The following is a 12,720-nucleotide window of genomic DNA, read 5'->3' as shown; positions in this document are numbered from 1 at the left end:
GCGGGCTCGTTCCCACGGGTGCTTTGCCCATGGAAACGGCCATCAGGTCAGGTCGGGCAAGTCTCTTGCCCGTTGTCCAGCCCTTGCTTGTAGCTTTGGCTGGTGAGGCTGGCCTTGCCGTTGTGCCAGGTCAGGGTCAGCACATACAGCGAATCGAAATCACTCGATGCCCAGTCATCGGTGATTGTCTGGCGCTTGCCCATCGCTTCACCCGCGACTTTATTGATCAGTTCCGGCAGGTAGCCGTGGGACCAGGCGGTGTAGATGGTGGAGTTGTGGTACTTGTCATGCAGCAACTCGTCAGCCAGGTCGCTGGTATCGTTGGCCGAATATTCGATGTTCACCGGCAACCCGAGCTTGATGGCGCTGGGGCTGATGGTCATCAGCGGGCGAATATAGCTGTAGGAATTATCCAGCTCACCCTCTTCGACGTTTCGAGTCGGGTTGGCCGCGAACACATAGTCGGCCTTGCCGAATTTTTCCGGCAGCAGGGTCGCCAGGTCGATGGCCCGGTTCAGCCCCTGGCAATTGAGCTGGCCGAGCCCGCCGGCGGGTTTTTCGGCGTGACGCAGGAACACCAGGGTCTGGACGCCATCGGCGGGCTGGGCGCGGCTCACGCTGGACTCCAGCGACAGCACCAGGCCACAGGCCACAAGCAACGTCGGTAGCATCAGCCACGAACGGCGTTTGAGGTAACCGGTGAATCTCTGTGGGGTCATCATGGATATAGGTGTCTTCGGTCTTCTTGATTCAGGCTGACAAACCTCGGCACCGCAGAGCGTGTGGCTCGGGTGTTTTCCATGTCGTTATGCCGCTTCGATGCCTCGGGGCACTTATCTGAGTCCCTTTCTGCCCTTTGGTTCGATCCTGGCCGGCGCCATGCACTGTAGCGGCGTCCTTCCGGCAGGTGGGGCGAATGTTAGCGACAGGATGTTGCGGTTTTAAGAACAGGCAGTCCGGTCCCTTGCAGGGGGGCATGATTGAGGCACCAAAACCCCATCAGCTGATTTATGCTCCAGATTTCTGGCTGACACTTGGAATCCACCTCATGCCCAACCTGACCCCGTTTCCCATCACCCAAAAATGGCCCGCCCAATACCCGGAGTGGATCCAGCTCTACTCGCTGCCGACCCCCAACGGGGTGAAGGTCTCCATCATGTTGGAAGAGACCGGCCTGCCCTACGAGCCGCACAAGGTCGACTTTGCCAGCAACGACCAGCTGTCCCCTGAATTCCTGTCCCTGAACCCCAACAACAAGATCCCGGCCATCCTCGACCCCCATGGGCCGGGGGACCAGCCGCTGGCGTTGTTCGAATCGGGGGCGATCCTGATTTACCTCGCAGACAAGAGCGGCCAACTGCTGGCCCAGGAGTCGGCGGCGCGCTACGAGACGATCCAGTGGTTGATGTTTCAGATGGGTGGTATCGGTCCGATGTTCGGCCAGTTGGGCTTCTTCAACAAATTCGCCGGCAAGGACTACGAAGATAAGCGTCCCCGCGATCGTTACGCCGAGGAAAGCAAGCGCCTGCTCAAGGTGCTCGACGGGCGCCTGCAAGGGCGGGACTGGATCATGGGCGAGCGTTACACCATCGCCGATATCGCGACATTCCCGTGGGTGCGCAACCTGATCGGCTTTTACGAGGCCGGTGATCTGGTGGGCATCCACGATTTCCCCAACGTGACTCGGGTGTTGGAGCGGTTCCTGGCGCGCCCGGCAGTGGCGCGCGGCTTGAAGATTCCTGAGTGATGCCGCCGATGACCCGCCGATTCGATCTCAAGCAGTTGAATGAAGGATTGGTGGCGCGGTGGTGACGTGCATCAATGGCTCGCTGACGTTGTAAGCGGATTATTGCGGCGCGGGTAATACTCTGTTCTGTTGTCAGCGTTTGTGCCGTGCCGGGTCAGGGCATAAGCTTTGCCTCGCGATCAATCGTCCACTCAGGAGTCCCATGTCCAGCCAGTTCCCCGAAGCGCGTCCACGCCGTCTGCGCCGCAACGCAAACTTGCGCAGCCTGTTCCAGGAAACCGAGTTCACCTTGAACGACCTGGTGCTGCCTATATTTGTCGAAGAAGAAATCAATGACTTCGTGCCGATCAAGAGCATGCCGGGCGTGGCGCGCATTCCGGAATCCAAGCTGGCCGGTGAGATTGAGCGGTACGCCCGCGCTGGCATCAAGTCGGTGATGACGTTTGGCGTTTCCCATCACTTGGACAACGACGGCAGCGACACGTGGAGCGAGCGTGGCCTGGTCTCGCGCATGGCAGGAATCTGCAAGGATGCCGTGCCGGAAATGGTCGTGATGTCCGATACCTGCTTCTGTGAATACACCGATCATGGTCACTGCGGCGTCCTGCACGGCCATGAAGTGGATAACGATCGGACCCTGGTCAACCTCGGCAAACAAGCCGTGGCGGCTGCACGCGCGGGTGCCGATGTCATCGCGCCGTCGGCAGTCATGGACGGGCAAGTCCAGGCCATCCGCAAGGCTTTGGATGACGCGGGCTTCAGCCAGACGGCAATCATGGCCTACTCGACCAAATTCGCCTCGGCGTTGTACGGCCCGTTTCGCGAAGCAGGCGGCAGCGCTTTGAAAGGCGACCGCAAAAGTTATCAGATGAACCCGATGAACCGTCGCGAGGCGCTGCGCGAGTCGTTGCTTGATGAGCAAGAGGGCGCCGACGCACTGATGGTCAAGCCGGCCGGTGCCTACCTCGATATCATCCGCGACATTCGCCAGGCCTCGAACCTGCCGTTGTCGGCTTATCAGGTCAGCGGCGAATACGCGATGATCAAGTTCGCCGCCCAGGCCGACGCCATCGACGAGGCCCGCGTGGTACGGGAAAGCCTTGGCGCGATCAAGCGTGCCGGAGCAGACCTGATTTTTACCTATTTTGCGATGGACCTGGCGTTGAGCGGAATCTGACCCGACATCGCTTCCCATTGGATTTCTGCTGGCTTTTGATCGTATGGTTGCTCCCGAACATTGGACCTGACGGAACACCATGCCATTCACTCGATTGATGATCAATCTCACCGCATTGCTGGCACTGGCTGGCTGCGGCAGCCGGCAGGCCCAAGAGCCTGAACGCCAGCCAGCCGAAGTCAAGGCGCAGATCGTTCGGCTGTTGCCGGCCAAGACGGCTGATCGGGAAGGCTGGGCCACGGACATCTATGTGGCGCTTTCGGCACAGCAGATCCCGGCCACGACGCAAAATATCTGTTCGGTGCTTGCCGTGACCGAACAGGAATCAACCTTCCAGGCCGACCCGGCAGTGCCGGGGCTCGGCAAGATTGCCCGTCAGGAAATCGACCGTCGCGCGGCGAAAGTGCACATTCCCGGACTGCTGGTCAGCGGCGCGCTCCAGGTGCGCTCGCCCAATGGCAAAAGCTACAGCGATCGACTCAATGCGGCGCGAAGCGAGAAAGAACTCAGCGCGATTTTTGATGACTTTATCAGCATGGTGCCGCTGGGCAAGACGCTCTTCGACGGCTTCAATCCGGTTCACACGGGTGGGCCGATGCAAGTCAGCATCGCGTTCGCCCAGGCCAATGCCCGCAATTACCCTTATGCGGTGTATGGCTCGATTCGTCGCGAAGTGTTCAGTCGTCGTGGCGGAATGTATTTCGGTACGGCGCACCTGCTGGGGTATCCCGTGAGCTACACCGAGCCGTTGTACCGCTTCGCTGATTTCAACGCCGGGTGGTACGCCAGCCGCAACGCAGCTTTCCAGCACGCCGTGAGTCGCGCTTCGGGCATTCCCTTGGCCTTGGACGGTGATTTGATCCTCCCCAATTCGATCATGCCCGGCAGCACGGAACTGGCGGTGCGCACGTTGGGCAAGTCGTTGGGGATGCGCAACCCGACCATTCGTAATCAATTGGAGTTGGGTGACAGCCTGGCGTTCGAGGACAGCAAACTCTACAAGCGTGTGTTCGAATTAGCGGAAAAGTCTGAAGGTAAGCCGCTGCCCAGGGCGATATTGCCGGGCATCGTCCTCAAGAGCCCGAAGATTACCCGCAAGCTGACCACCGCCTGGTTTGCCAAGCGAGTGGACGAACGTTACCAGCGGTGCATGGCGCGGTCCTCGGGGCGCTAACAGGCTGAACACGAAAAAGCCCGGCGGATAAGGCCGGGCTTTTAGTGGGGCTTCAATGCTAGCCGGGTCAGCGTGGCGAGGGGCTTTCCTCGCCACGGATGGTGATGAACAACATCTGAGATTTGCTGGCAACTCATGCGCGGTTCTGAGCCAGGCGATCGGAGCCACCTTCAGCGACGCGGCGTTCCAGCAGGCGATCGGCGCCGCCTTCGGCAACACGGTTTTCGATCAGGCGGTCGGAGCCACCTTCAGCGACGCGGCGTTCCAGCAGGCGATCGGCGCCGCCTTCGGCAACACGGTTTTCGATCAAACGATCGGAGCCGCCTTCGGCAACGATCGGGTGGGAAGAGGCGGCGAATACGTTGGCTGCCAGAACCGAGAAAGCGACGCTGAGAATGATTTGGCGTTTCATGGTGGTGTGCTCCGGGGTTGCAGTTATTGGGTGTGGGCTCATTGTTGCGCCGGGCACTGAGCGTGAGAACTTCATTGACGTGATGGTGAACATCGACAGCGGTGATAGCTGGTTGGCTGGCTGTCGGTCAGGTTGATGGAACATGAATAGGCAAGCGGGGCTCTACCGGCAGAATCCCTTCGCAGGAGGCAAACGACATGTATCAGTTATTCGGCCACAGCCAGTCCGGTTCCTCGGCCGTGGAGATTGCCCTGGCGCTGTGCGGCGTGCCTTACCGCCGGGTGGATACCTATTCGACCGAGGACAACGAGGCGGCAAAAGAGCTCGAGGCATTAAATCCGCAGAAGCAGGTCCCGACCCTGCAACTGGCGGACGGCTCGGTGCTGACCGAGGCGGCAGCGATTCTGATTCACCTGGGCTTGTCCTTTCCAGAATCGAAACTGCTCCCGGATGACCCGGCCCGTCGCGCGCAAATTATCCGTGGCCTGGTGTATATCGCCGCCAATTGCTACACGCCCATCGGCATCATCGATTTTCCGCAACGCTGGCTGCCTGACGGCGACGAGGCTACCCAAGAGCGGCTGGTGGCGGGCACGAAACAACGCTTGTATCGCAACTGGGCGCTGTTTGCCGACCAGTTCCCGGCGACACCTTTCCTCTGTGGGACCGAACCCGGTGCGTTGGATATCCTGGCGGCGGTGATCACCAAGTGGGTCGACACGCGCCAAGCGATGCTCAGCGCTCGCCCTGAGTTCTATGGCTTGCTGGAGCGCATCGACCACCATCCGCGGATCGCACCAGTGCTTTCATTGCATTGGCCGCAGTGATCAAGGGCATGCGTTACCAGAGGCGGCTTGCCTGACAAGGGCGACGAATTGCCGGACGTTGTTCTGATGGCCCTTCACCAAGTCGCCAATACTGCCCGCCGCCGGTGTCTGCAAGCTGCTGCGGCAGGTGAGGGTTCGGACGTCGTCGCCAAGGTTGCGCAAGCGCCATTGCACGTCCATGCGGGCATAGCGCCCGGGGATCGAGTCGAAGCGTTGTACATCTACCCGCAACAGCCGCTTCGGCGCCCCGGGGTTGCTCAGTTGTTCGTCAAGGCTGCTGCGCAGCTCGTCTGCCAGGCTGGAACCCCACCATTCGGTTTCGAGGATGGCCAACCCGCTGTCGCCTTGACGGATGACCATTTGGGTGCGATCCACCTGAGGAGGAACGCTGACATGCTCGATCTGGATGTCCTCGCTGGCGTGCACCAGGCCGCCCGGTTGGACCGGGCTCAGGGTGTGATAGTGAATAGGGTCGCTACGGCAGGCACCGAGTAGCAACGCCAAGGCAATCAACGAGCATTTCAGCATCAGCGGCATCAAGCGTGCTCCTGTGATCATTCTTTCGCCGGAAAGGTCAGGTTCTGCGTCGGAGCGTCTTTCGGACGACCGCGCAGCAGCGATTCAGGGTGACGGCTCAGGTAGTCGGACAGCTCGCGCAGCGATCGTGACATCCGGCCCAGGTCATCCATGGTCTGGGTCAGTTGTTCGCGCTGGGGTGAGTCCTCTGCCAGGGTCGAATTCGCCGATTGCAAGGTCTTGCTCACGTCCTGCAAGGTGCTTTGCACGCCCGGAAGGGTCTTGCTGTTGAATTGCGTCAGGCCTTTGCGCAGCTCCACGAGGTTACCGTCCAGGTTGCTGGCGATGCTTTCCAGCGGCAGCTTGTTGATTCGCTCCACCACCGTCTGGAGTTGTTCCTGCAACTGCTGGAGGCTGCCGGGAATGGTCGGGATCCGGAGGGGCCGGGCGGAGGAGTCGAAGGCGACTTTCTCAGCCTTGGGGTAAAAATCCAGCGAAATGTACAACTGCCCAGTCAGCAGGTTGCCGCTGCGAGCCTGGGCGCGCAGGCCCCGTTCAACGAAACTGCCGACCAGGCGCGCGGCGGCGGCTTCGTCTTCCGGATCGTGGTTGAGCGACTTGAGCAGTTTTTCATGGGCCTTGCCGAGCAGTTGGGGGTAGATCACGATTCCCACGTTGACTGGGAATGTGCGCTGTTTCTCGTCGAAGTCCAGGTTCATGGCGACCACCCGGCCAATCTCGATCCCGAGGAACTCCACCGGCGCGCCGACGCGCAAGCCGCGCAAGGCCTGGTCGAAGCGCAGGGCCAGGTATTGCGCCTTGCCACTGGGCGGAGCCAGGGCGCTCTGTTGATCGGCGAACAGCTCGAAGTTCTTGTTTTCGGCAGCGGGTACATCGTTGGGGCTGTATTCCGGAGCCCGGAAGGCAATGCCGCCAACCAGCAAGGCGGAAAGGGACTCGGTCTTGACCGCGAAACCATTGGCGCCGACGTTGACGTCCACGCCGCTGACGTTCCAGAACCGGGTGTTCTCGGTGACGTACGCATCGTTTGGCGCGTTGACGAACACTTCGATGTTGACGCCTTTGCCCTCGGCGTCCAGTGCGTAGGACACCACCTGGCCTACCGGGATCTTGCGCAGGTACACCGGCGAGCCGATGTCCAGTGAACCGAGGTCCTGGGAATGCAAGGTGAAACGCTTGCCCGGTTCGCCGTAGGTGATCGGTGGCGGTGCCTCCAGGCCGGTGAAGGATTTGGCGCGCACTTTCGAATGTCCGGCGTCGGCACCGATGAAGTCCCCCGACAGCAAGGTGTCGATCCCGGAGATCCCCCCCGCGCCGATGCGCGGCCTCACCACCCAGAACACCGAGTCTTCGTGGGTAAAGGTGTCGGCTGTCTTGGCCAGCTTGACCGTGGCGGTGACGTTCTTCTGATCATTGCTCAGCTGCACGTCAGTAACCTGGCCAATGACCACGTTGCGGTACTTGACCGGGGTCTTGTTGGCGGTCAGGCCTTCGCCTGTCTTGAAGGTGATGGTGATGGTCGGGCCTTCCTGCAGCCAGTTGTTGACCACCAGGGACACGCCCACCAGCACCGCGATGATCGGCACGATCCACACCAGCGACACGGTCCAGCGTCGGGTGGAGACATGGGCGCGGCCCGGTGCGGGCTGTCCGTCAGTGGCTTGCGACTTCATCCATGAGCTCCTCGGAGGGTTGGGTATCCCAGATCAGCCGTGGGTCGAAACTCATTGCCGACAGCATGGTAAACAGCACCACGAGGCCGAAGAAGAGGATCCCCGGTCGTGGTTCGATGTCGCTCAGGGCCTGGAATTTGACCAGCGCCGCCACCAGGGCCACGACCAGCACGTCAAGCATCGACCAGTAGCCGATGACTTCGACCAGCCGGTATAGCTTGGCACGCTGCACCTGCGCCCAGGTACTGCGCCGTTGCACGGTCACCAGCAGCAACGTCAGCACGACGAACTTGATGCCCGGCACCGCAATGCTGGCGATGAAGATTATCAGCGCGATGTCCCAGGCACCACTGTGCCAGAACTCGAGTACGCCGCTGATGATGGTGCTGTCCGCACCGTCACCGAGCATTTGGGTATTCATGACCGGAAGCAGGTTGGCCGGGATGTAGAACACCAGCGCCGCCAGCATGTAGGCCCAGGTGCGGGTCAGGGTATCGGGTTTGCGCCGGTGCAGGGCGGCATCGCAGCGCGGGCAGGTCTCGGGTTCGTCGGTCATGTCGCAAGCCAGGCCGCAGCTGTGGCAAAGACACAAGTTCAGATCGCTGGCCTTGGGAGGGTTGCCCGGCGAAGCAACGTTCACAGGGTGTTCCACAGGTCGCGGACATCGCGACCGGCAATGCGGATCATCAGCAGGCTCAAGGCCGCCAGGGCGAACAGGCCTATGCCGGGAAGCACATCCAGCAACCCGGCAAGCTTGATGACAGCCACCAGGGCCCCCAGCAAGCAGACCTCCAGCATGCTCCACGGTCGCAGGGTCTCCAGGCTGCGCATGCACAGGTTGAACGCCGGTGCGCGCCGGTTGGAATGGGCGTAGCCCAACACCCAGAGCAGCAGCGTCAACTGGAAGGCCGGGGCGATGATGATCGCGACCGCGGCCACCAGGGCGATAAAGGTAATGGGCCCCTGACTCAGGGCCACGACCGAATCCCACAGGGTCGCGCTGTTGCTCAGGCCCTGGAGGCGGATGCTCATCACCGGATAGACGTTGGCGAAGGCCCACAGCACCGCTGCCGTGATGGTCAAGGCCAGGCGCTGTTCGATGGTCAGGCCGTTGTAGCGCTGGATCACCGCGTGGCATTGCACGCACGTGGCTTTTTGATGCGGGACCAGCGCAACAGGCTCGTACACCGCATCGCAATGCTCACAAATGATCAGTCGGTCGGTAACGGCCATGGGAATGCTCGGCAGGGACAACTCCTTCAATATAGAAGTGAGTTGGAAATGAGCAACCCGTGCGCGCCGATCATTCGCCGCGAATGTATTGCTCCAGTTGTCTGATCAGGTCCGCCTGCTCGGCGATGGCTTCCTTGACCAGGTCACCGATGGACAAAAGGCCGACCAGCTTGCCATCCTCCACCACCGGCAAATGTCGCAGGTGCTTGTCGGTCATGATGCTCAGGCAAGTCTCGACGGTTTGGTGCGGATCGATGGTGATGACCGGCGAAACCATGATGTCGCGGACTTTCGTGCCCACCGAGGAGCGGCCATGCAAGACCATTTTGCGTGCATAGTCGCGCTCGCTGATGATGCCTAGCACTTCGTCGTTTTTTACCACCAGCAGGGCACCGACGTTTTTTTCGGCCATGCGCATCAGCGCCTGCAGCACCATGTCGTCCGGTGAAATGGTATGCACTTGCTGGTTCTTCTCGTCTTTTATCCGGAGCAACTGCGCGACGGTTTTCATGGGTGGCCTCGGGTAGCGTTTTGCGGGTGGTTTAAGGATCGTAGACCCAACGGCGCAGAGCAAGCGATAAAGCGGCAGTCAGCCGTCCAAAAGCGTCATGACCGGTAAAATATTCGCCACAACAGCAAGTTGATGGCGTGTCAGTTGAGCAGGTGAAGTTCCCTCGCCGCAGGTAGAATCACCCCTTATGGAAAATCTGAGGTTTCAGCGGTGGATCTACAGCAGGGCTTCGTCCTGACCCGGCATTGGCGCGATACCCCGGCGGGCACTGAAGTCGAGTTCTGGCTGGCCACCGACGCCGGCCCCCGCCGTGTGCGGCTGCCGGTGCAGCCGTCGGTGGCGTTCGTGCCGCAGGTCCAGCGCGGCCAGGTCGAGGCGCTGCTGCAGGGCGAGAAGGATGTCGAGTTGCGTCCCCTGGAGCTGCTGGATTTCGAGCATCGCCCGGTGCTGGGCCTGTATTGCCGGCAACATGCGCAACTGATGCGCCTGGACACCACGTTGCGCCGTGCCGGCGTCGAGGTGTTCGAGGCTGACATCCGGCCGCCGGAGCGTTACCTGATGGAGCGCTTCATCACCGCGCCGGTCTGGTTCGGCGGCACGCCGGCCGCCGATGGCCTGCTGGTCGACGCCCAGATGAAACCGGCGCCTGAGTACCGTCCACCGTTGCGACTGGTGTCCCTGGACATCGAAACCACCGCCCAGGGTGATCTGTATTCCATCGCCCTGGAAGGCTGCGGCGAGCGCCAGGTGTATATGCTCGGGCCGCCCAACGGCGACGCCAGCGCTGTGGATTTTCAGTTCGAATACTGCGAATCCCGCACGCTGCTGCTGAAGAAACTCAACGAATGGTTTGCTCGCTTCGACCCCGACGCGATCATCGGCTGGAACCTGGTGCAGTTCGATTTGCGCGTGCTGCATGAACACGCCCGCCGGCTGGCCGTGCCGCTGCGCCTGGGGCGTGGTGGCGAAGAAATGCAATGGCGCGAGCACGGCGCGCGCAACAACCATTTCTTCGCCTCGGCGGCCGGGCGGTTGATCATCGACGGGATCGAGTCCTTGCGTTCGGCCACTTGGAGTTTTCCTTCGTTCAGCCTGGAAAACGTCGCCCAGACACTGCTCGGCGAAGGCAAGTCCATCGACAACCCCTACCAGCGCATGGACGAGATCAACCGCATGTTCGCCGAGGACAAGCCGGCCCTGGCGCGCTACAACCTCAAGGACTGCGAGTTGGTCACGCGGATCTTCGCCAAGACCGAGCTGCTCAAGTTCCTGCTGGAGCGGGCCAGCGTCACCGGCCTGCCGGCGGATCGCAGCGGGGGATCGGTGGCGGCGTTCACGCATTTGTACATGCCGCTGATGCACCGCCAGGGTTTCGTCGCGCCGAATCTCGGCCAGCGTCCCCCCGAGGCCAGCCCTGGCGGGTTTGTCATGGACTCCCAGCCGGGGCTCTATGAGTCGGTGCTGGTGCTGGACTACAAGAGCCTCTATCCATCGATCATCCGCACCTTTCTCATCGACCCGGTGGGCTTGATCGAAGGCCTGCGCCACCCGGACGATGGCGAGTCGGTGCCGGGTTTTCGCGGGGCGCGGTTCTCTCGCACCCGCCACTGCCTGCCCGCCATCGTGGCGCGGGTCGCCGAAGGCCGGGAAACGGCCAAGCGCGAACACAACGCGCCGCTGTCCCAGGCCCTGAAAATCATCATGAACGCGTTTTACGGCGTGCTCGGTTCCAGCGGCTGTCGTTTCTTCGACACGCGCCTGGCGTCGTCCATCACCCTGCGCGGGCACCAGATCATGCAGCGCACCCGGCAGCTGATCGAAGCCCAGGGGCACGTGGTGATCTATGGCGATACGGACTCGACATTCGTCTGGTTGGGCCGGGCTCACGGCCAGGAAGAGGCCGCACAGATAGGCCGGGACCTGGTGGCTTACGTCAACCAATGGTGGGGCGATCATGTGCGCGACGAGTATGGATTGCAGAGTGCGCTGGAGCTGCAGTTCGAAACCCATTTCAAGCGCTTCCTGATGCCCACGATTCGTGGCACGGAAGAGGGCAGCAAGAAGCGCTACGCCGGGCTGGTGACCCGCGCCGACGGCAGCGACGAAATCATCTACAAAGGCCTTGAAACCGTGCGCACCGACTGGTCGCCCCTGGCCCGGCAGTTCCAGCAGGAGCTGTACGGGCGGATCTTCCACCGCAAGCCCTATCAGGACTACGTGCGCGATTATGTGCAGCAGACGCTGGCCGGGGCGTTCGATGATCGACTGGTCTATCGCAAGCGCCTGCGCCGCCCGCTGGATGACTACGAACGCAACGTTCCGCCCCATGTTCGGGCAGCGCGGCTCGCCGATGAGTTCAACGAGCGCCAGGGCCGTCCACGGCAGTATCAGAACGGTGGCTGGATCAGCTACGTGATCACCGTCGCAGGGCCTGAGCCACTGGAAACCCGTAGTGCGCCGATCGACTACGACCACTACGTGACCAAGCAACTGCAGCCGTTGGCGGATGCAATCCTGCCCTTTGTGGACGATGATTTTTCAACATTGATTGGGGGGCAGATGGGGTTGTTCTGATCGCCACAAGAGTTCCGATTGCGTCAGGACTAAACCATCGCCAACCGCTGCTTGCCCTGTGGCTGCGGGAACATCAGGTCCAACGCCGCCAGATCCTGGGGCTCAAGCTGCAGATTCGCGGCTTCGGCGTTCAGGCGCACATGTTCAGGTTGCACGGCCTTGGGGACGGCGATGACGTTGTCCTGGCGCAAGAGCCAGGCCAGGGCGATCTGCGCCGGCGTCGCGCGGTGGCGCTCGGCGATCTGTTGCAAGGTGTGATCCTTCAGCAAATGTCCACCCTGGCCGACCGGGCAGTAAGCCATGACCGGCATGCGCTGCTGTTGGCACCAGGGCAGCAGGTCGAATTCGATGCCGCGTTCATGCAGGTTGTACAGCACTTGATTGGTGGCGCAGGCCGGCGTGGCCAGTACCTCGAGGTCAGCGACGTCAAAGTTCGACACGCCCCAGCGCCCGATCTTGCCTTCTTCGCGCAAGCGTTCAAACGTTTCGACGGTTTCTTCCAACGGGTACTGGCCGCGCCAGTGCAGCAGATACAGGTCGATGTAATCGGTGTCGAGCCGTCGCAAGCTGCGCTCGCAGGCCAACGGAATGCCCTTACGACTGGCGTTGTGCAGATAGACCTTACTCACCAGGAACACCTGGTCGCGCAGCCCGGTGATCGCTTCGCCAACGACGTGTTCGGCGCCGCCCTCGGCGTACATTTCCGCCGTATCAATCAGCGTCATGCCCAGTTCGATGCCCAAGCGCAGGGCGGCCACTTCCTTCTTGTGATGGGACGGTTCTTCACCCAGGCGCCAAGTGCCCTGGCCGATTACCGGTACCGAAACGCCGGCCAATTCCACGGTTCTCATGCAC

Annotated in this window: 12 protein-coding genes and 1 pseudogene; 5 read left to right on the top strand and 8 right to left on the bottom strand. The window is 61.4% G+C overall.

What is annotated here, in order from left to right:
- Window positions 1-47: 47 nt before the first annotated feature.
- Entirely contained in the window at window positions 48-722 is a 675-nt protein-coding gene (locus J3P95_RS15710) for a histidine phosphatase family protein (protein ID WP_186643213.1), read from the bottom strand.
- A 326-nt stretch (window positions 723-1,048) separates the two neighbouring features.
- Here J3P95_RS15710 and J3P95_RS15705 point away from each other — a divergent pair, with 326 nt between their 5' ends.
- The 3 genes from J3P95_RS15705 (at window position 1,049) to J3P95_RS15695 (ending at window position 4,098) form a co-directional block, all read left to right on the top strand.
- Window positions 1,049-1,747, top strand: a complete 699-nt coding sequence (locus J3P95_RS15705) for a glutathione binding-like protein (RefSeq protein ID WP_434580619.1) — start codon at window positions 1,049-1,051, stop codon at window positions 1,745-1,747.
- Between the two features lie 202 nt (window positions 1,748-1,949).
- Window positions 1,950-2,924 carry a porphobilinogen synthase gene (hemB, locus tag J3P95_RS15700; protein ID WP_434580620.1) on the top strand — a complete coding sequence of 325 codons (975 nt, stop codon included), beginning with the start codon at window positions 1,950-1,952 and terminating at the stop codon, window positions 2,922-2,924.
- Window positions 2,925-3,003: 79 nt separating this feature from the next.
- A complete protein-coding gene (locus J3P95_RS15695; protein WP_434580621.1) occupies window positions 3,004-4,098 on the top strand; it encodes a DUF1615 domain-containing protein in 1,095 nt (364 codons plus the stop codon).
- Between the two features lie 139 nt (window positions 4,099-4,237).
- On the opposite strand, the pseudogene J3P95_RS15690 reads toward J3P95_RS15695, so the two are convergent.
- Window positions 4,238-4,510, bottom strand: a pseudogene (locus J3P95_RS15690) (hypothetical protein); the annotation flags it as partial.
- 197 nt (window positions 4,511-4,707) lie between these two features.
- On the opposite strand from J3P95_RS15690, the gene J3P95_RS15685 reads away from it, so the two are divergent.
- Window positions 4,708-5,337, top strand: a complete 630-nt coding sequence (locus J3P95_RS15685) for a glutathione S-transferase family protein (RefSeq protein WP_434557710.1) — start codon at window positions 4,708-4,710, stop codon at window positions 5,335-5,337.
- Here the strand turns inward: J3P95_RS15685 and J3P95_RS15680 are convergent, their stop codons facing one another.
- The 5 genes from J3P95_RS15680 to J3P95_RS15660 all read right to left on the bottom strand — a co-directional run bounded on the left by J3P95_RS15680 (window position 5,338) and on the right by J3P95_RS15660 (window position 9,291).
- Entirely contained in the window at window positions 5,338-5,874 is a 537-nt protein-coding gene (locus tag J3P95_RS15680) for a PqiC family protein (protein ID WP_434557709.1), read from the bottom strand.
- 17 nt (window positions 5,875-5,891) lie between these two features.
- The gene (locus J3P95_RS15675; RefSeq protein ID WP_434625837.1) at window positions 5,892-7,547 is read right to left on the bottom strand and encodes an intermembrane transport protein PqiB; all 1,656 of its coding nucleotides are present in this window, start codon (window positions 7,545-7,547) and stop codon (window positions 5,892-5,894) included.
- Window positions 7,528-8,187 (bottom strand): paraquat-inducible protein A, encoded by a 660-nt coding sequence (locus J3P95_RS15670; RefSeq protein WP_434557707.1) that lies wholly within the window; start codon window positions 8,185-8,187, stop codon window positions 7,528-7,530. Before J3P95_RS15670 ends, J3P95_RS15675 begins: the two co-directional genes overlap by 20 nt.
- Complete coding sequence (locus J3P95_RS15665; RefSeq protein WP_434557706.1) at window positions 8,184-8,780, bottom strand: paraquat-inducible protein A; 597 nt, start codon at window positions 8,778-8,780, stop codon at window positions 8,184-8,186. The genes J3P95_RS15670 and J3P95_RS15665 overlap by 4 nt, the downstream gene beginning before the upstream one ends.
- 70 nt (window positions 8,781-8,850) lie before the next feature.
- Window positions 8,851-9,291: a CBS domain-containing protein gene (locus tag J3P95_RS15660; RefSeq protein ID WP_434557705.1), complete on the bottom strand. Its 441-nt coding sequence runs from the start codon at window positions 9,289-9,291 to the stop codon at window positions 8,851-8,853.
- Window positions 9,292-9,501: 210 nt separating this feature from the next.
- Between J3P95_RS15660 and J3P95_RS15655 the strand changes: the two genes are divergently transcribed.
- Entirely contained in the window at window positions 9,502-11,865 is a 2,364-nt protein-coding gene (locus J3P95_RS15655) for a DNA polymerase II (protein WP_434580623.1), read from the top strand.
- Window positions 11,866-11,894: 29 nt separating this feature from the next.
- Here J3P95_RS15655 and J3P95_RS15650 read toward each other — a convergent pair whose 3' ends face one another.
- The gene (locus J3P95_RS15650) at window positions 11,895-12,716 is read right to left on the bottom strand and encodes an aldo/keto reductase (protein WP_434580625.1); all 822 of its coding nucleotides are present in this window, start codon (window positions 12,714-12,716) and stop codon (window positions 11,895-11,897) included.
- Window positions 12,717-12,720: the final 4 nt, after the last annotated feature.

Source organism: Pseudomonas sp. Z5-35 (genome assembly GCF_051131945.1).
In the GTDB taxonomy this organism is placed as follows: Bacteria; Pseudomonadota; Gammaproteobacteria; order Pseudomonadales; family Pseudomonadaceae; genus Aquipseudomonas; species Aquipseudomonas marvdashtae.
The sequence above is the reverse complement of the archived record's forward strand: the minus strand, read 5'-3'. Positions and strand labels throughout refer to the sequence as shown.